Raw genomic sequence first — 18641 nt, 5'->3', positions numbered from 1 at the left:
GCGATGCGGGATGCGTACCGAAGTCTGTTAACTGCCCTGGGTGCTGTACTGGCGCTGTGGCTCATCCTGGGATTCTGGCCACTGTCCTCGGGCAGCCGTGTGGCACTCAGTCTGCTGATTGTGCTGGTGTCAGGGGTGATGCTCTGGCGTCAGCGTCGGGCTTCTCAGGCACGAGCGACCGCTGTCCGGGAAATTGTGGATGAAAATCTGCCGCCGGAAGATTTTCAGGGTGCGGTGATCCTTGTTTGTGGCGACAACAGCCCACTGTTTGTGTCCGGCTCCCATAACCGGGAAACCCGACAGGGCTGGTATCTGTGGGTGAAGGATGCGGAGCAGTTGCCACTCCTGGCACAACACCTGAGCCTGGTGCGTCCGGCTCAGGTGTCGCAACTCTCCGTCATGCTGGCGGTGGTACCTGAACAGCACACCTCCGGCGATGATTTTACCCAGCATCTTCGGGGCTGGCAGCGTGCTGTCGTCCGGTGCCGTGCGGCATTTGGCACTATCCCCCCGCTGTGGACCGTGACCTGGGTATCTCCTCCTGTGGCCTGTGCAGAGGCTGAGCCCGTCTGGTTTACCACGGTAAGCCCGCGAAGCGGTATTCAGGTGTATCAGCCCGGTCAGGGCAATGTGTCACTGACGGATTGGCCTCTGGAAATAGGAACGGACGGGCGTCTTTCGCGTTTGAGCCATGGCCTGTGGCTGGACAGTCTGCTTGCCTGGCAAAACAGCGCGGTGAACGACCTGCTGTCGCTACGGCGGGGGGAGTTACCGGTGATGACGCCCTGCGTGCAGGGTATGTGCATAGTGCCGGTGAGTGGTATCGCGGGCAATCTCTGGCAACAACACATCACTTCCTTGACGGCGCTGCCACCGGATGCCTTTGTGAGCACCGAGCCACTGCCGCTGCCTGAACTGCTGCTGCCGGCGTTGCCGCGCCGATGTGGCGTGAGCCGCAGGATGGTGTTCTGGCGTTATGCCGGATTACTGGGCGGGATTTTTCTCGCGCTGGCGATGCTGGCGTCCTGGATGAACAACCAGCGCCTCATTCGTAACGTTGGCGATCACCTTGCGTTATATCACCAGCTGACGGGTCAGCCTGTTGCCCCGAAACTGCGTGCCCAGCAGCGCCTGCGGGCCGATGGCGCATTGCTGGACGACTGGCAACGTCGCGGGGAGCCACTGCGTTATCGCCTGGGTCTGTATCAGGGACTGCGACTGATTCCGCCCGTTGAGGCCGCAGTTAGTGACTGGGCACCTCCGCCACCGCCGCCTCCGGTCATTAAGAAAATTATTCAGGGTCCGAAAACCATTCGTCTCGACAGCATGTCGTTGTTCGACTCCGGAAAATTTGTGCTCAAAGCGGGGTCTACCAAAATGCTGGTGAATTCTCTGGTGGGCATCAAAGCGAAGCTGGGCTGGCTGATTGTCGTATCCGGCCATACCGATAACACCGGAAATCCGCAACTGAACCAGATGCTCTCGCTGAAACGTGCCGAGGCAGTGCGCAACTGGATGCGAGACACCGGCGACGTACCTGAAAGCTGTTTTGCTGTGCAGGGCTATGGCGAAAGCCGTCCTGCTGCAACCAACGACACTCCGGAAGGGCGTGCGCTCAACCGCCGTGTCGAAATCAGTCTGGTGCCGCAGGCGAACGCCTGTCAGCTACCCGGCAAACACCCGGCGCCATCGCAGGATGATGGCGCATCACAATTAAATGGAGAGTAATTCCATGGCAATTCCTGTTTATCTTTGGCTGAAAGACGATGGCGGCGCGGACATTAAAGGGTCTGTAGACGTTCAGGACCGTGAAGGCAGCATCGAAGTGGTGGCTCAGGAACACAACCTGTACATCCCGACCGATAACAATACCGGCAAGCTGACCGGGACGCGTATCCACACGCCATTCCTGTTCACCAAAGAAATCGATTCCTCCAGCCCATATCTTTATAAGGCTGTGACCACGGGTCAGACCCTGAAGTCTGCGGAATTCAAGTGGTACAAAATCAACGACGCGGGCCAGGAAGTGGAGTATTTCAACACCAAACTGGAAAACGTGAAGGTGGTGAAGGTGAATCCTGAAATGTATGACGTTAAGGATCCTTCTAAAGAGAAGCACAACCACCTTGAGCGCGTTGAACTGCGTTACGAAAAAATCACCTGGACCTACAAAGACGGCAACATCATTCATTCCGACTCCTGGAACGAACGCGCTACTGCGTAAGTCGCAAGCGGGCAGGTTTTCCTGTCCGCTTTTCTCTTTGCTGAACGTCTGCCGCTGCAGGCGCTGAGCAAAGAAAACATCACATCCCGGAAACAGACCTTATGGGCCTCGGTAACGGCCAGGGGCGGTAGCGTGTCAGAAAGGTCCACAACAGTGAGTAAAACCAACATGGAAAACCCGGCAATCCTCCTTCGACGTCTTAATCCATACTGCGCGCGGGCAATGGAAGGTGCAGCTTCGCTCTGCCAGACTCGCGCGCATGCAGAAATTCTGCCGGAGCACTGGCTGCTGAAGCTGCTGGAGCAGGGGGAAGGTGACCTGACGGTGCTGGCTCGCCGCTACGAATGGGATATGGACGGCATCTGGCAGGATTTACTGGGCTGGCTGGATAAACAGCCGCGCTCGGTACGCCACCGGCCGCAGCTTTCAGAAAGCATCCAGTCTCTGATGCAGCAAGCCTGGCTGATAGCCTCACTGGCGGGTGAAGAACATATCCGCAGTGTGCATTTACTGATGGCACTGGTTGAGAAACAAAACCTGGTGCACTGCAACGGTCTGTGGCCTTTGCTGACCCTGGGCCAGAGTCAGCTTGAGCGTCTTCGACCGTTGCTTGATGCGCAGTCAGATGAACGTCCGGAAGTGCAGCAGGAAGCGGAACTGGCGCAAAGTCATGGTGGAGAAGTCGAGTTCGTCGGGCGCCCTGTGGGTGCAGAAGTAAAAGAGGGAGAACTCAACCCTGCATTGCAGAATGCGCTGGATAAATTCACCCTTGATGTCACTGCGAAGGCAAAAGAAGGCAAAATCGATCCGGTGTTCGGTCGTGACACCGAAATTCGTCAGATGGTGGACATTCTTTCCCGTCGACGCAAAAACAACCCGATTCTGGTTGGCGAGCCGGGCGTGGGCAAAACCGCACTGGTTGAAGGCCTGGCGCTCAGAATCGCCGAAGGCAATGTGCCGGAATCACTCAAAACCGTGGTGCTACGTACGCTTGACCTCGGCCTGCTGCAGGCGGGCGCGGGTGTGAAGGGGGAGTTTGAACAGCGTCTGAAAAACGTCATTGATGCAGTACAGCAGTCCCCGGTACCCGTTCTGCTGTTTATCGACGAAGCGCATACCATCATCGGTGCAGGCAACCAGGCCGGTGGCGCGGATGCAGCCAACCTGCTGAAGCCCGCGCTGGCGCGGGGTGAACTGCGGACAATTGCGGCCACCACCTGGTCTGAATACAAACAATACTTTGAGCGCGATGCAGCCCTGGAGCGCCGCTTCCAGATGGTGAAAGTCGATGAGCCGGATGACGATACCGCCTGCCTGATGCTGCGGGGCCTGAAATCCCGCTACGCCGAACATCACCATGTGCACATTACCGATGATGCGGTTCGTGCCGCAGTTACCCTGTCGCGCCGTTATCTGACGGGACGTCAACTTCCTGATAAAGCGGTGGATCTGTTGGATACCGCTGCCGCCCGCGTACGCATGAGCATCGACACGGTTCCGGAGCAACTTATTCGTTATCGCGCATCTATCACCGCGCTCGACATGGAGAAGCAGGCGCTGCTGGAAGATATCGCGATTGGCAATCAGAGTCATGCTGGACGTCTGAGCGCGATAGAGCAGGAAGAGGTAAACTTGATTGTGGCGCTCGATGAACTCGAAAGCCAGTATGGTCAGGAACTGAAGCTGACCGCTCAATTGCTCGAAAGCCGTCAGGATATCTCGCGCCAGAGCGAGACTCACCAGCTGCATCAGGAGCTTAACGAGATGCAGCGCGGTAACCCGCTGCTCTCCCTGGATGTGGATGTACGTACCGTTGCCAACGTGATAGCCGACTGGACAGGTGTGCCGTTGTCATCGCTGATGAAAGACGAGCAGACCGAACTGCTGACGCTGGAAAATGAAATAGGGAAGCGTGTGGTCGGGCAGGATACGGCGCTTAAGGCCCTCGCTCAGCGTCTGCGCGCGGCAAAAACGGGCCTCACGTCCGAGAACGGCCCGCAGGGCGTATTCCTGCTGGTGGGGCCGAGTGGTGTCGGGAAAACTGAAACCGCGCTTGCGCTGGCCGATGTCATGTATGGCGGCGAGAAGTCACTCATCACGATTAACCTTTCTGAATACCAGGAGCCGCATACGGTTTCGCAGCTGAAAGGCTCGCCGCCGGGCTATGTCGGGTACGGTCAGGGCGGTATTTTGACCGAAGCCGTGCGAAAACGACCATATAGCGTGGTACTACTGGATGAAGTGGAAAAAGCCCACCGTGACGTCATGAACCTGTTCTATCAGGTATTCGACCGGGGCTTTATGCGTGATGGAGAAGGTCGTGAAATCGACTTCCGCAATACCGTTATTCTGATGACCTCCAACCTCGGCAGTGACCACCTGATGCAGTTGCTGGAAGAACAGCCTGACGCCACCGAAGGCGACCTGCACGAATTGCTGCGCCCGATATTACGTGACCACTTCCAGCCGGCACTGCTGGCCCGCTTCCAGACCGTGATTTACCGTCCTCTGGCGGAAGCGGCTATGCGCACCATCGTGGAGATGAAGCTGTCACAGGTCAGTAAGCGGCTGAACCGACACTACGGCCTGCGGACGCATATTGAAGAGAGCCTGTATGACGCGCTGACCGCCGCCTGCCTGCTGCCGGATACTGGTGCGAGGAATGTTGACAGTCTGCTGAATCAGCAGATTCTGCCGGTGCTGAGTCAGCAGTTGCTGAGCCATATGGCGGCGAAGCAGAAACCACACTCCCTGACTCTGGGATGGAGTGAGGAAGAGGGCATAGGGCTGGAGTTTACACATGGCTGATGAAACGCAGGATGGGTTCAGAATCAAAGAGGGTGGTGTCAGACTACTCACGGCGGGGGAAATACAGCTGGCGCAATCCGTTTTTTTATCCACCATTGATTATTCGAAAGTATGGATACACAGAGAAAGTTATCTCCCTTTCAATTTACAGGATAACAATACGGCGATGACCCCGAACGGGGAGATCTATTTTCGTGATCTATATTTCGATGATTTCTCACAGACAACCGACAGTCTTCAGCATCTGTTCATCCATGAAATAAGTCATGTCTGGCAGCGTGGAAAAGGAATGAATGTGATCTTCAGAGGGCTGGTGAGCTGGATGGTGAGTTACCGTTATACCCTTGATGGTCGTCTCTTAAGCGAATATCCGATGGAGCAGCAGGCGCAGATTATTGCAGATAATTTTGTTTTACAGACTTTTGGGTATGAAATCTGGAGTCACCTTGAAAATAAAAGATACCCCGATATTACGCTCGATGGGAATACTTCTGAGTCGGTGATACGTGAGGGATATAAAAGTGCTTTGAGGGGCTTTCCATGGTGAGACGTAACTATTTTATTAAGCTTAACTCTTTGTTGTTAACGTTTTTTTGTCTTCCAATCCTGACGGGATGCCCTGGACCAGGTGACAGATTTCGTTTTGATGAAACTGCAAAGGTGAGTAAAAAGGGTGATAATGTTTGCGTGAATATTGATAATGCACAAGATTATCAGCCAGTAGATATGGGTATCAATCTGCGAGGGACGCCTTCAATAGAGAAAGATTTTAATTTTTCCCCCGGCCTTAAGGTTATTGAAGGTGAATTATGTATTCCTCCATCTTATTTTAATTTTAAAGATGGTAGCAAGTATATAGTTGAGTTTGTACTTCATCCAACACTTGATAATAAAGAAGCGAGAAGCTTTGTTGTTGGTGTCGGTATTAATAATGATCAAGTGTATAATTTCCCTTTGACAGATCGCGAATTCGCAAGGCCGTATGGTTCAATTAAGGCTCCAGAATAGCAAGTGTAATAAGTGTCCGTATTTAAATTTTTTTGTAAATATATAGCTTAATCTTTTGTTTCCTGACGTTGGGGTGGCTAGTAGATTGAAATTTTCATCTTATTTCTGTTTGTTATCGTTGGTGTTCTATTTCTACCTGAAGCTTTTATTTACACGTTTGTTAAGCGTTTTATTCCCATCAGTGGTAATGGGGAAAATGCGATGGACAACTTTGAAATGACCGTGTTGCTGGTTAAAGCCCTCATGTGTGCTGTCGTGGCTGGAACCGTAATCACCCTTTTTCGTACTCGCTGAGTACCCTGATTGAACCTGTTACTTACCCGTTGGCAATAAAGTCATGGACTGCAGGTTATCCCATGGAGTCAATATCATGAGTCTGACAGATACGCTTAAGAACACCCTGTCTGCGCTAACTGAAGGCGGGCTGAACCGCTATCGTCTGGATATTCCGTCCTGCACAGCCTTACTGGATGTGGAAACTTTCAGCGGTAAGGAGTTTATGAGTGAGCTTTATTACTACCAGGTTATCTTTACCAGCAGCGATCAAAATATCAGTTCAGCGCAACTGCTGACTAAGCCTGCCACGCTGACCATGGGGACCGGGCCTCTGATGGGGATGACCGGGCAGAAAGTGGTGCATGGTGTGGTGACGCATTTTAAGCGTATCAGTGGCTCACGTGACCAGGCGACGTACCAGATTATTATTGAGCCGTTCCTGTCTTTGCTGCGCAATCAATTCCGTACCCACCGCTTTTTCGTTAATAAGTCAGTACCGGAAGTTGTCACTGAAGTATTGCAGGAGCATGGCCTGAAAGGTTGGGAGTATGAGTTCACCCTCAAAGCTGACTATCCGAAGCGTGAACAGATTAACCAGTACAAGGAAAACGATCTCGCGTTCATTGAGCGTCTGCTGGCTGAAGTGGGGATTTTCTACTTCTTTTCCTTGCAACCCGACACCCAGACTGAGGTGGTGCATTTTGCAGACAAGCAGAGTGCATGGACGTTCGGTAAGTCGCTGCCACTGAGCAGTCCATCGGGCATGAGTGACAATGCAGCGGACTCGGTATGGGGGGTTCACGTCCGACAGAACGTAGTTGAGCGCTCTGTCACCGCCAGTGATTACAATCACCGTGAAGCCCAGAATATCCTGACTTCTGTACCGGCAGACATGACGAGGGGTGATGGTGAAGGTGTGACCTACGGTGATGTGTATCACTACCTGCCACGTCATCTTGGACGCGGCGACAAAATCACCCCCGCAGCAGAAACCGGCAACTTCTGGGCACGCCTTGAACATGAACGTTTCCTGTCCGGGCAGACGACTATCAGCGGCAGTAGTAATGATGCCCTGCTTTCTCCGGCCCAGGTGCTGACCATCAGTGAACGTGTGGTGTCGCCTACCCTGCCATCAGAAACGGACAACGGCATTATCATTACCCGCACGAGCTATATCGCCAGTCGTAAAGATGCCCTGATGGTGATGTGGGAGGGGATGCCATATTACGAGAACCGATGCTGGCGACCTGCCGCTAAAAAGCGCCCGGTGGTCAGCGGCACGCTGATGGCGCGTGTGACCAGTGCCAAAGATAACGACATCTACGCCTGGCAGGATGCATCCGGCATGTACCGGGTGAAATTCGATGCTGACCGCGACGATAAACGCCAGGGCATGGAAAGTATGCCTGTGCGCTTTGCCAAGCCTTACGGCGGCGACAAGTATGGCTTTCACTTCCCGCTGATACAGGGGACTGAAGTTGCCATTGCATTCCATGAAGGCGATCCGGATCGTCCGTATATTGCTCATGCCCTCCACGACTCCCGCCACGTTGACCATGTTACGGAGGCCAACAGCACTCGCAACGTCATTCGCACAGCTGGCCTGAACAAGCTGCGGATGGAAGATAAGCGGGGAGAAGAACAAGTTAAGATCAGTACAGAGTACGGCGGTAAGACGCAGCTTAATCTGGGTCACAATGTGGATGCTGACAGGGTACTTCGGGGTGAAGGTGCGGAGTTACGTACTGATAAATGGGTGGCCGTTCGCGGCGGAGCTGGTGTATTTATCACAGCAGATAAACAGCCGTTTGCCGGGGACAAGATGCTTTCGATGCAGGAAGCTATTGCCCAGTTGGAAAATGCACTGAGTATTGCCAGAAGTTTGTCTGATGCTGCTGAAACGGCACAAGCACTTCCTGCTGATATACAGAGCCAGGTAAAGTTGACTGATGCTCTTAAAGACCTTGCCCAGCCAGGAATGGTGCTAAATGCGCCTGAAGGAGTAAGCATCACCAGCCCGCAGGCGGTTCGTATGGCGTCGGGTAGTGCCAGCGTTGGGATCATGTCGCAACAGAATACAGACATTAGCGCACTTAAACGATTTACCGTAGCAGCAGGTGAAGCCGTGAGTATGCTGGCCCGTAAAGCCGGAATGAAACTCTTTGCGGCTAAGGGAAAAGTAGAAATTCAGGCTCAGGATGATGCGCTTGATGCGATAGCCAAAAAGGATGTGACCGTAACCAGTACAGAAGGGCGAATTGAGATCACGGCGGCGAAAGATATCGTGCTGAAAAATCTGGATGGGTCGTTCATCCAGTTGCAGGGTAAGAATATTATTCTGGGCTGTGAAGGTAATATCCTGTGGAAATGTGCCAATGCACAGAAAATGGGTAGTGTAAGCATGAGTAGTGTTATGCCCCAGTTTCCATCTGGATATAGTGGGAAATTTACTGCATCGTCTGATGCCGGAGTTCCAGTTGCCGCTACGGCATACGTGTTGACATCGAGTAATGGGCAGAAATTATTTGGTAGAACAGACGAGAACGGTGAAACAGTCCCATTTTACTCATCAAACCCGAATGAGCCTTTTGAACTTGAAATGATTCAAAGTGATTATTGGTACGATAGTGAAAATATTGTGGACAGAGTACATCGTTCATCATTCTCAGATATGTCGTTCCAGGACGATGGTTGCCAATGCAGTGATTGTGAGGAAAATAAAAGTGCGTGATATGACTTTTAAGTTTAAATTTTTGTTATGCATGTTGCTTGCTCCATTTTTTTCATTTGCAAGTGGCACATGGAATGCTAAATCAGCACAAATGCAATGTGGCTCAGCTTTGGTAAAGGTCAGTGCTGAATGCCAGATGAATCAAAAAAGCCCAACGGAGAATATATGCAGAAATTACCAATTGGAAATAAAAAATGGCACGAATAATAAAGAATTTTCTTTGCCATACATCCCGAACAGCCAAAAAGTCCTCCTGGAAGGACAGGGTTATTCCTTTAATGATGTAGTTAAGCCTGGTGATTGGACTCCCTCCACAATGAAATGCTATGACAATGAAAATATTGTGATCGGATACCATCTAGGCTTGGATGAAGAGGAGAGAGTTAAGGGTTCATTGTTGTCCTATATTGACGCCCCATTTATTGATCTTTTAGGGAACTTTGTTACAGGTAACAAGCTTTCTGAGCTTAGATCTCGAGAGATGAAAAACCCATACGACAATACAAATATAGACTTTATTAGCAATCGCTGAGGTATGATATGTCTGATTTATATGAGTATTTAAATGCTAAAAAGGGAAAGGCATATTTTGATGACCAGATTAAACCGTTTTCTTTAATCTCACTCTATCCGGATATAGATACTTCCCGAAAGCTAAGAGGTAACAGTCGTACAATAGGAGATGCTGATAAAGATGTCCAGGAAGCTATTATAGATATGATAATTACCATAGCTGTCCGCTATGGATTAAGTTATAAAGAGATATCATATATATTATTAACAACTAAAGTCGAGTCCGGGTTTAACCCCGATGCGGCAGCAGGGACTACTAGTGCAGCTGGTTTAGCACAAGGAACAGTTGGTTTTATCGAAGATGCATTGACACAATCTGAAGACATTCTTGGTTTTCAGCTAGATCTTCGTAATGAAGAAGTTTTTGACGCTGAAAAAGGATGTTATGCGGTAGTTTATTCCTTTTTACTTAACAAATCAAAGGTGATGGAGAGTTACACATCAGATCAAAGTGAATACTGGGAATGGCTTTATTTGTTGCATCATGATGGTGCCTATAGTTTAGGAAAGTATATCGCTGGTACACGTAAGAAAAGTGCAGATGGAAAGAAGTGGGCGCTTTATATAAATAAGCATTTATCAGTTGTGGAAGGGTTACTAAAAAACACTGAAGTTAATACTAAATTTAAACTATCTACGGGAAATAATACAGCATTCAAAAACAAAAATTATATTGCTGCAATCTCTCCATTTCCAAGTTTAACATGCCCAAATTTAGTGTCAGACTATGAGAAAACTCTAGTTTTTATCAAAGGCGTGACTGATGCAAACGGGATGACTGAATCAGTCAATGCTATCGCAGGTTCAGAAATTGTGTTTACTATTCTTGCTGATAATTACAAAGAATTAGCTAAAGCAACTGTTGAAAAAAATACCAATGAAAAACATAAGACTCTAACTTATACCGTTAAGAAAGGTGACACCTTATCAGCAATAGCGAAGAAATATAGTGTATCAGTAGAGAAGTTGGCAAGAATTAATAAGATCCATAATGTAAATATGTTGCGTATTGGTGCGAAATTAAAAATACCTGATAGTAATCAAAATCATGGATATGTTAGCCGCTATGTTTCTGAGCAGACCAAGAAAGAGATTCTCAAAAGCGTTGGGGTTGAAAATGCTAATACTAAAGCAGCCATAGAGTATTCAAGAAGTCATATTGTGTTGCCTAAAGGAAGTAAATCTGCGGACTCGGAAAAGAAAAGCAATGTAATTCATATTAAAACTACGACGACGGATAAGTCTGTTGCTCGTAGGAGTAAAAGTGATCCAGAGAAACATCAGACTACTTCCGAGGGGAATGCAAAGAAAATATCTGTGGTTAACGACTTTGAACCGGTGGTGGATTTTTCTAAAGATATTCCTCTTAGTTTGAAAAATCTGGTAACTAATCATTCTCTTGATATTATGAAAGGGATAATGAAATCCGCAGGTGTCCATAAGATTATGATCACCAGTACGTTGCGCACCGCGGAAAAACAAGTCGATGCAATGTATATGAACATGAAAAACAAGGGGATACAATCCCAACTTGATTATTATGCTGCTGCGGGACGGGAGGTTGTACAAGCAGCTATCGCTGCGGGTGGCATAGATAAAAGTAAGGAGAATCAGGTTAAAAAAGCCATGGTTGATAAAGTCAATTCTTTACAAAAAGATGGACGTCTTGTTTCAAAACATTGCGTTTCTCTTGAATCGTATGCTCAGAGAAATGTATTTGATATAAGTAAAAAATTATTGCCTGCCGCTTTGCAGCGGGCTTTTGATAAGGCTATTACAAAATATGCAAAAGATAATCCAAGGAAAATGAAATATATCAGTCCCTTTGAAAATCGCGGTGAGCCAGCATTCCATGTGGAGATTGTACAATGAAAAAAATATTGTTTTTTATTGTTGTTGTTCCTTTTTTTGCATTCTGCAATACTATTAAGGTAAAAGATGGTCTGTATTATGGATATTGGGTTTATAAAGAGCATGGTGCTATGAAAGAGTATGGTGTTTTAGCTAACAAACCCAGAAAAATTATGGGTAAATATATCTTAAGTCCTGTTCCTAAGTTTACTGATGATAATGAAATATATGTTGAAGTTAAAGATGGTGTTCCGACTGTGTATTTTTATCAGAAAAGTGTTGAGTCTGATTTGAATACGGTTGGATGGGCTGGCGCTAGATTTTCTGAGGGGAATATGGTTATTTCTTCAAGCACTATTCGAATGGTCACAGAGGATACTACAGAAAATATATTTGTTGGTAAGAGAATTCCAGGGAAAAAGTTAAAGTTTGATAAGGATGAGTTGGTCCCGTTGTCATTAATTGATGATAATGGATTTAACGTAAACTGCAATCAATACTTGGATGTTAATGCTTATAGAGAGAATGGCCTTCCTTATTATTCTGAGCCTGACCCTGAAGAGCGGAATGGAATAGAAATAGGTTACCCTACAACGATTTTCGCTGTCGGTGAACTCGGTATTTGTTCTGCATTTCTAGATGATGATATTGTTCCACAAATCAAAAAAGGATGGATTCAGTTCCGTCGGCTCAATTAAAACATACAAACTAATTTGTTAGGTGTGATATGTCCAAAGGATTTGTATTGCTAGGAGATAAAACTACTCACGGCGGTGAGGTTATATCTGCATCTTCGACCATGACTGTGAACGGAAATAAAGTGGCTCTTGTTGGCGATGAAATTTTTTGCCCTGTCGAGGGGCATGGTGTCAATGCCATTATCGAAGGATCACCAGAATGGATCTCTGATGGGAAACCTGTTGTTGTGGATGGCTGCGAATGTGAATGTGGCTGCCATGTTATCTCCAGTGCGCCGGATTGTTCAGTAGGATAAGTTATGAACTGGGAGCGTCAGAAAGCCACAATTGCTGTAGAACCTGATGAGCCTTCACTGGTCATCTGGCTGATTGCAGGCCTTGTTGCTGTTATTGCTGGAGTGTTGCTCTTTGTACTCTACGCCAATCAGTTTCTTGGTGAATTGCAAAAATTTAACCTCTGGATTGTTGCCGGAAGTCCTCTTTTCATCTGGTTCGTGACGATTTGTATTCGCGGCTGGATGTATAACCACGCAATGGATCGTCACCAGTTTGAATCTGATGAAGCAGATTATGCACAGCAGCAATGGGTTTCCTGGGCCGGGCGTTATCTGGCGGTTCTGTATAGCCGGGTTATTCTGCCTGGTGAATTGACACCATCAACATTTCTGCAGGCCCCCAAAGATCTCGAGCAGAGTAGCTCTCTTTCTCGGAGAATAACGTTACCTGCTGGCGAAGATACTTTTTCAGCATTGATTGGGGGCCTGGACATATCAGAATTACAGCGCTTATCAGACCTCCCTTTCCACGCAACCTTACTGACTGATTCACACGATCCTGATGAGACATTGCAGAGAGAATTTACAGCATGCTGGCTCCAGTTAGTTGGAATGGCATATCCCGTACCGTTACTGACGATTCTTAAAGGCCGGGCCTTCGATTGGGTGGGCGAACGCCTTAAATCCCCGATTCTGGATGTTGAGCTTTTGTTGGTTCACCAGACTCAGGGAGGGAATGAGTACAGTGATTCGCTCTCGGCTTTAATGCTGACTTCTGATGACGTCGCAACGAAGTATCAGCTAAACCATCACGCTCGCCTGCTTCGGCCTATGTCGATTGAATCAACCCAAATGCTGAGTAAAGAGCTCGATACCTTTTTCTCGACCCAGTCACAGGCTATTGCTGCGCGTGCAATTATGGGTGACAGCATGGAGTGGGGCGATGATTTTTCCGCTCTTCTGACCAGTGAAAACAATATGAAGGCAGATGGAAACCTCAGCAGTGCCACTGGCTGGAAAAATATGCCGGACTCAGTGGTCCCTTCTCACCGTGGATTGTGGCCGCCGTCGTCAGTGATATAGCTCTGCTCACAAAAGAAGATTGCCTGATGCTTTCGGGTGACAAAGAGCAGCGATTTGTAAATACCGTAACTACAGGGAATCTGATGAATGGCGAAGGATAGTTCAGTGTGGCGTGGTAACTGGGGGCGCCTCAGCATTACCACACTAATTGCTGTTGCGATAGGATTGGTCATCTGGAAAAACGGTGAAGCGTTCGGACTGACAAGTAATGGACTAAAGCTGCTGGGATCTGTGGCAGCTATAATCCTTCTTTTGCTTGCCCGCCATGGCAAAATCATTAGTCTTGCGATTTTACAACAGTGGTCGCGTTTGCAGGGGAAGCGTAAAAATGTCCTGCCGGACGATGAAGGTCGTGTCAAGCAGACAGCACCACGCAATGTCACCGTTGATACTATCCGTGACGCCATGCGTAACCTCTACGGTCGGTGCTGGGGACGTAAAACACGCATTCTGCTGGTCACTGGGACCATATCTGAGGTGGAGCAGTTGACTCCGGGTCTTACGGGCCAGCTCTGGCAGGAAGACCGAGGCACACTGTTGCTGTGGGGCGGTGACCTCAATACCCCAGCCGACAGTGCCTGGCTGACCGCGCTGCGCAAATTGCGCCGTCGCCCGGTAGATGGGCTGGTGTGGGTCACCTCGGCCTTTGACCAGCTCTCAGCACCAGGGCTGGAGCCGCCGCTACCGGTACCTTCAGAAAGCACCATGGACTCCCTGTCTCATGCTATCAGCGCGCGTATGGATACGCTTGGCTGGAAACTCCCGCTGTATGTCTGGTGCCTGCACCCACGAGCCGGTAAGCCGGAAGGACGCATTACGCAGGCGACCGGCTGCCTGTTGCCTGCCGGTTGTCGTACCGAGGGGCTGGCAGAACAACTCTCCGCTCTGACGCCAGATTTGATATTAAAGGGCCTGCAGCAGACCTGTGATGATGTTAAACACCACTTCCTGCTGACGCTTGCCGACCAGCTCATTCGTGAACCGGAGAGTGTGACCGCGCCATTGTCGGTGATGCTAAACCCGTACCGCCCGCTGCCGCTGGCTGGTGTGGTGTTCAGTCAGCCCTCTGCCGGTGCTGAACGTAGCGTGCAGCATCACTGGGGTATGGACAAGCGCTGGGATTTACTGCCTGAATCTGTCGGGATGCTTCCTACCGCACTGCGCCCCGTGAAACCTGGCATTCCGTGGCGCAGAGTGTTGGCGTCTGCTGCTGCGCTTACGATGGTGAGCTGGGCTGTGTGGATGAGCATCGCGTATGTCACCAACCGCAACCAGATTGCCGGTGCAAATGCTCAGGCATCTCTTGCCGCCCGGGAGAATCAGTCGCTGGAGCAGCGTCTGCACGCGCTGTCGGAACTGCAGAAGACCCTGGCTCGTCTTCAGTATCGCGCTGAGCATGGCGTGCCATGGTATGAACGTGCTGGGCTGAGTCAGAATGATGCGCTGCTAACCGCACTCTGGCCCCGTTATCAGGACAGTACACAGCCATTGTTAAGGGATGCGGCGGCAAACCATCTGCAGAAGAAGGTCAGTGCCTTTAACTCGCTGCCGCCGGGTAGTCCGTTGCGAGAACAGATGGCAAAAAGTACCTATGACCAGCTCAAGCTCTATTTGATGCTGGCACGTCCGGAGCATATGGACACGGCATGGTTCAGCTCTGCTTTGCTGAACGACTGGCCGAAGCGTAACGGTGTGAAAGACGGTGTCTGGCAGGGGATGGCTCCGTCTCTGTTGTCGTTCTGGGGCGCTCAGCTGATTGCGCACCCGGAGTGGAAACTCCGTGCCGATGAGGGCATGGTCAGCCAGGCGCGTTCGCTGCTGGTTCGCCTGATGGGCGTGCGTAACAGTGAATCTACCCTGTACCAGAAGATGCTCTCTCAAGTGGCGCACCTGTATGTCGATATGCGACTTGAAGACATGACCGGGGACACTGATGCCGCCCGTCTGTTCAGCACCACCGAAATCGTACCTGGGATGTTTACCCGTCAGGCCTGGGAGCAGGCCGTGCAGCCCGCTATCGAGAAGGTGGTGAAGGCACGCCGGGACGAGCTCGACTGGGTCCTGACTGACAGCAAGCATCAGGTGAATAAACAGGACGAGACTTCGCCGGAAGTGCTGAAAAGGCGCCTGACGGAGCGTTACTTCGCCGACTTTGGTGGTGCCTGGCTGGCGTTTCTGAACAGTCTGCGCTGGAACCCGGCTGCGACGCTGTCGGACTCCATTGACCAGCTGACGCTGATGGCCGATGTGCGCCAGTCCCCTCTTGTTGCATTGATGAACACACTTAACATCCAGGGGCGCACCGGACAGACCGGCGAGGCGATTTCTGACTCCCTGGTGAAATCCGCGAAGAACCTGCTGGGCGGTGACAACAAAGATGCCATTGACCAGAGTGCCGGTGTTCACGGGCCGCTGGATGCGACCTTTGGTCCGGTACTGGCCCTGATGGACAAGAGCCGCACCGGTGCACAGGAACTGAGCCTGCAGTCATATCTGACCCGCGTGACGCAGGTGCGTCTTCGTCTGCAGCAGGTGACCAACGCTGCCGACCCGCAGGCAATGACCCGGACCCTTGCTCAGACGGTGTTCGAGGGCAAGGCGGTTGACCTCACCGAAACCCGCGACTACGGCAGTCTGATTGCTGCCGGGCTCGGTCAGGAGTGGAGCGGCTTTGGCCGCACGGTGTTTGTGAACCCGATGGAGCAGGCCTGGCAGCAGGTGCTGACCCCGGCGGCTGACAGCCTCAATGCCCAGTGGCAGCAGGCAGTCGTCAGTGAGTGGAATTCTGCGTTTGGTGGCCGCTATCCGTTTAACAATGCCAGTAGTGACGTTTCTTTGCCTCTGCTGGCGAAGTACCTTAATGCAGACTCCGGGCGTATCGCGCAGTTCCTGCAGACCCGCCTTAAAGGCGTGCTGCACAAAGAGGGCAATCACTGGGTGCCGGACAGCATCAATTCGCAGGGGCTGACGTTTAACCCGGCATTCCTCAGTGCCATCAACACCCTGAGCCATATCTCGGATGTGGCCTTTACGGAAGGTAATGCCGGGATGAACTTCGATCTGCGGCCGGGCACCGCCGATGGGGTGATGCAGACCGACATGATTATCGACAGCCAGAAGCTGACCTATATGAACCAGTTGCCGGCGTGGAAGCGCTTCACCTGGCCTGCGGATACCGAAGCACCCGGCGCGAACCTGAGCTGGATTAGTACTCAGGCCGGAACCCGTCAGTACGCCGATATTCCGGGTGCCTGGGGCTGGATACGCCTGCTGGATAAGGCAGCGGTCAGTGCTTATCCGGGCGTGGGTAGCAGCTACAGCCTGAGCTGGAAGGCACAGGATGGTCGCACGCTCAATTACACCCTGCGTACCGAAGCCGGCGAGGGGCCGCTGGCACTGCTGAAGCTGCGTAATTTCCGCCTGCCGGAAACCATCTTCAGCACCACCGGCATCGCGCCCTCAGACCAGGCGACAGATACGGCCAGTGACGACGGGGGGACGTACTGATGAGCACACTCAATGCCTTACTCAGTGCCTGCCAGACAGAACAGGAACCATTGCTTGTAGCAACCCGTGAACGTGTGGCGCAGTGGGAAAGCTGGCTGCAGCCGCTGTCCGGGCAATCGTCCGCTGGCGAAGACCCGGGCTATGACGATGACTTCCAGCAGATGCGTGAAGAGGTCAATAAACTTTCCGGTGCAGATACCGAACTCATCTGCCGGCTTGCTGAGAAGCTACTGACCACGATCGCCAAAGATATCCGTGTGGCAACATACTACTGCTGGGCGAAGCTACACCGCGAAGGTGAGCAGGGGCTGGCCGAAGGACTCGAGTTGCTGGCTGGTCTGCTGGAGCGCTTTGGACCACAGTTGCACCCGCAGCGTGACCGCAGCCGTAAGGCGGCACTGGAATGGCTGGCCGGGTCGCGCATGACTGATTCGCTTTCCCTGTACCCGGAGGTTGTCAGGATCGATGCGATGCGAACCACTGGTGCGCTGCTGCTGATATCACAGCTTATTGAGAATGAGCCGGATGAAACCCGTCCCGAACTCAATACGCTTTATAGCGCGCTGGAAAGTCGTCTGCAGAAAGCGGGAGGCGTGGATGCGGTGGTACCTCAGAATGCCAGTACCAGCGAAACCTCTTCGGCTGCCAGCCACAGCGATGCCCCGGCCATCGGGCGGATCACCTCCGGTCAGGATTTGCTGGCCCAGGCCCGTACCCTTACTGAATATCTGCGCGAGCAGCCGGACGGCTGGCTGTCAGCACACCATCTGATGAAAAGCCTGCGTCACGATACCCTGCGGGCCATTCCTGCCCCGGATGCGCAGGGGCGCACACGCATTGAGCCGCCAAGGGCGGATCAACGCGCTTTACTCAAACGTCTCTACCTGCAGCAGAACTGGACTGAAATGCTGGAAACGGCCGACAGCACCTTTTCACGTGGTGCCAATCACCTGTGGCTGGATTTGCAGTGGTATATCCACCAGGCGCTGACGAAGTCGGGGCAGGAGACGCTGGCCGACATTATTGTCGCTGACCTGAAAGGGCTGCTTACCCGTCTGGCCGGGCTTGAAACGCTGGCGTTCAGTGACGGTACCCCCTTTGCGGATGAAGTGACGCTGAACTGGATCCAGCAGAGCGTGCTTGATACCACTGGTGGGTGGGACAACGATACGCCATCAGCCCCGGCCACCGCCGGTAACGACGACATTCTGGCGCTGGAGCCGGAAGCCGTGGCGCTGGCCGACAGTGAAGGCCCGGATGCCGCGCTGGGCTGGTTGCAGACCCGACCGGGCATGATCACCGATCGTCAGAGGTGGCTGTTGCGTCTGCTGATGGGACGCATTGCTGAGCAGTACGGTAAGAATGACCTGGCGGTGCACCTGTTTGCTGAGCTGGGTGAGCGTGCCCGTGTAGTGACCCTCAGTGACTGGGAGCCTGAACTGTTGTTCGAGGTACAGGCCCGCCATCTGAAACTCCTGCGCCTGAAAGCCGGTCGCAGTGAGGCTGATAAGGTGCGCCTGAATCCACTAATGGAAGAGTTGCTGGCTGGACTGATTGCGATTGATCCGGTTCGTGCTTCTGTCTTGTGCGCGTAATTTATTTTTAAT

General features: G+C 51.4%; 13 protein-coding genes. All 13 read left to right on the top strand.

What is annotated here, in order from left to right:
• Window positions 1-3: 3 nt before the first annotated feature.
• The 13 genes from L383_RS12005 to tssA all read left to right on the top strand — a co-directional run bounded on the left by L383_RS12005 (window position 4) and on the right by tssA (window position 18629).
• A complete protein-coding gene (locus L383_RS12005) occupies window positions 4-1728 on the top strand; it encodes an OmpA family protein (protein ID WP_023331017.1) in 1725 nt (574 codons plus the stop codon).
• Between the two features lie 4 nt (window positions 1729-1732).
• Window positions 1733-2224 (top strand): type VI secretion system effector Hcp, encoded by a 492-nt coding sequence (gene hcp, locus L383_RS12010; RefSeq protein ID WP_014884709.1) that lies wholly within the window; start codon window positions 1733-1735, stop codon window positions 2222-2224.
• A gap of 168 nt (window positions 2225-2392) precedes the next feature.
• Entirely contained in the window at window positions 2393-5032 is a 2640-nt protein-coding gene (gene tssH / locus L383_RS12015) for a type VI secretion system ATPase TssH (protein WP_023331016.1), read from the top strand.
• Window positions 5025-5579, top strand: coding sequence for a hypothetical protein (locus L383_RS12020; protein WP_023331015.1), 555 nt, complete (start codon window positions 5025-5027; stop codon window positions 5577-5579). The genes tssH and L383_RS12020 overlap by 8 nt, the downstream gene beginning before the upstream one ends.
• The gene (locus tag L383_RS12025; protein WP_023331014.1) at window positions 5573-6040 is read left to right on the top strand and encodes a putative T6SS immunity periplasmic lipoprotein; all 468 of its coding nucleotides are present in this window, start codon (window positions 5573-5575) and stop codon (window positions 6038-6040) included. Before L383_RS12020 ends, L383_RS12025 begins: the two co-directional genes overlap by 7 nt.
• 370 nt (window positions 6041-6410) lie before the next feature.
• Entirely contained in the window at window positions 6411-9047 is a 2637-nt protein-coding gene (locus L383_RS12030; protein ID WP_023331013.1) for a type VI secretion system Vgr family protein, read from the top strand.
• A gap of 1 nt (window position 9048) precedes the next feature.
• Window positions 9049-9579, top strand: a complete 531-nt coding sequence (locus L383_RS0124020; RefSeq protein ID WP_226882781.1) for a hypothetical protein — start codon at window positions 9049-9051, stop codon at window positions 9577-9579.
• A gap of 8 nt (window positions 9580-9587) precedes the next feature.
• On the top strand, window positions 9588-11492 hold the full coding sequence (locus L383_RS12035; RefSeq protein ID WP_023331011.1) for a muramidase family protein: 1905 nt from the start codon (window positions 9588-9590) through the stop codon (window positions 11490-11492).
• Window positions 11489-12169 carry a hypothetical protein gene (locus L383_RS12040; protein ID WP_023331010.1) on the top strand — a complete coding sequence of 227 codons (681 nt, stop codon included), beginning with the start codon at window positions 11489-11491 and terminating at the stop codon, window positions 12167-12169. The genes L383_RS12035 and L383_RS12040 overlap by 4 nt, the downstream gene beginning before the upstream one ends.
• A gap of 29 nt (window positions 12170-12198) precedes the next feature.
• Window positions 12199-12465, top strand: coding sequence for a PAAR domain-containing protein (locus L383_RS25040; protein WP_071852606.1), 267 nt, complete (start codon window positions 12199-12201; stop codon window positions 12463-12465).
• Window positions 12466-12468: 3 nt separating this feature from the next.
• On the top strand, window positions 12469-13527 hold the full coding sequence (locus L383_RS12045) for a hypothetical protein (protein ID WP_023331009.1): 1059 nt from the start codon (window positions 12469-12471) through the stop codon (window positions 13525-13527).
• Between the two features lie 87 nt (window positions 13528-13614).
• Complete coding sequence (locus L383_RS12050; RefSeq protein ID WP_023331008.1) at window positions 13615-17034, top strand: ImcF-related family protein; 3420 nt, start codon at window positions 13615-13617, stop codon at window positions 17032-17034.
• On the top strand, window positions 17034-18629 hold the full coding sequence (tssA, locus tag L383_RS12055; protein ID WP_023331007.1) for a type VI secretion system protein TssA: 1596 nt from the start codon (window positions 17034-17036) through the stop codon (window positions 18627-18629). The genes L383_RS12050 and tssA overlap by 1 nt, the downstream gene beginning before the upstream one ends.
• The last annotated feature ends 12 nt before the right edge of the window (window positions 18630-18641 follow it).

The sequence above is a fragment of the Enterobacter sp. MGH 37 genome (assembly GCF_000534515.1).
Classification (GTDB): domain Bacteria; phylum Pseudomonadota; class Gammaproteobacteria; order Enterobacterales; family Enterobacteriaceae; genus Enterobacter; species Enterobacter kobei.
This window is presented reverse-complemented; position numbering and strand designations above follow the sequence as displayed.

What these genes read in the sequence shown, in the direction of transcription:
- L383_RS12035 (WP_023331011.1), top strand. Translation starts at nt 9,588, where the DNA reads ATGTCTGATTTATATGAGTATTTAAATGCTAAAAAGGGAAAGGCATAT.
- L383_RS12025 (WP_023331014.1), top strand. Translation starts at nt 5,573, where the DNA reads ATGGTGAGACGTAACTATTTTATTAAGCTTAACTCTTTGTTGTTAACG.
- hcp (WP_014884709.1), top strand. Translation starts at nt 1,733, where the DNA reads ATGGCAATTCCTGTTTATCTTTGGCTGAAAGACGATGGCGGCGCGGAC.
- L383_RS12020 (WP_023331015.1), top strand. Translation starts at nt 5,025, where the DNA reads ATGGCTGATGAAACGCAGGATGGGTTCAGAATCAAAGAGGGTGGTGTC.
- L383_RS12050 (WP_023331008.1), top strand. Translation starts at nt 13,615, where the DNA reads ATGGCGAAGGATAGTTCAGTGTGGCGTGGTAACTGGGGGCGCCTCAGC.
- L383_RS12005 (WP_023331017.1), top strand. Translation starts at nt 4, where the DNA reads ATGCGGGATGCGTACCGAAGTCTGTTAACTGCCCTGGGTGCTGTACTG.
- tssH (WP_023331016.1), top strand. Translation starts at nt 2,393, where the DNA reads ATGGAAAACCCGGCAATCCTCCTTCGACGTCTTAATCCATACTGCGCG.
- L383_RS12040 (WP_023331010.1), top strand. Translation starts at nt 11,489, where the DNA reads ATGAAAAAAATATTGTTTTTTATTGTTGTTGTTCCTTTTTTTGCATTC.
- L383_RS12045 (WP_023331009.1), top strand. Translation starts at nt 12,469, where the DNA reads ATGAACTGGGAGCGTCAGAAAGCCACAATTGCTGTAGAACCTGATGAG.
- L383_RS0124020 (WP_226882781.1), top strand. Translation starts at nt 9,049, where the DNA reads ATGACTTTTAAGTTTAAATTTTTGTTATGCATGTTGCTTGCTCCATTT.
- L383_RS12030 (WP_023331013.1), top strand. Translation starts at nt 6,411, where the DNA reads ATGAGTCTGACAGATACGCTTAAGAACACCCTGTCTGCGCTAACTGAA.
- tssA (WP_023331007.1), top strand. Translation starts at nt 17,034, where the DNA reads ATGAGCACACTCAATGCCTTACTCAGTGCCTGCCAGACAGAACAGGAA.
- L383_RS25040 (WP_071852606.1), top strand. Translation starts at nt 12,199, where the DNA reads ATGTCCAAAGGATTTGTATTGCTAGGAGATAAAACTACTCACGGCGGT.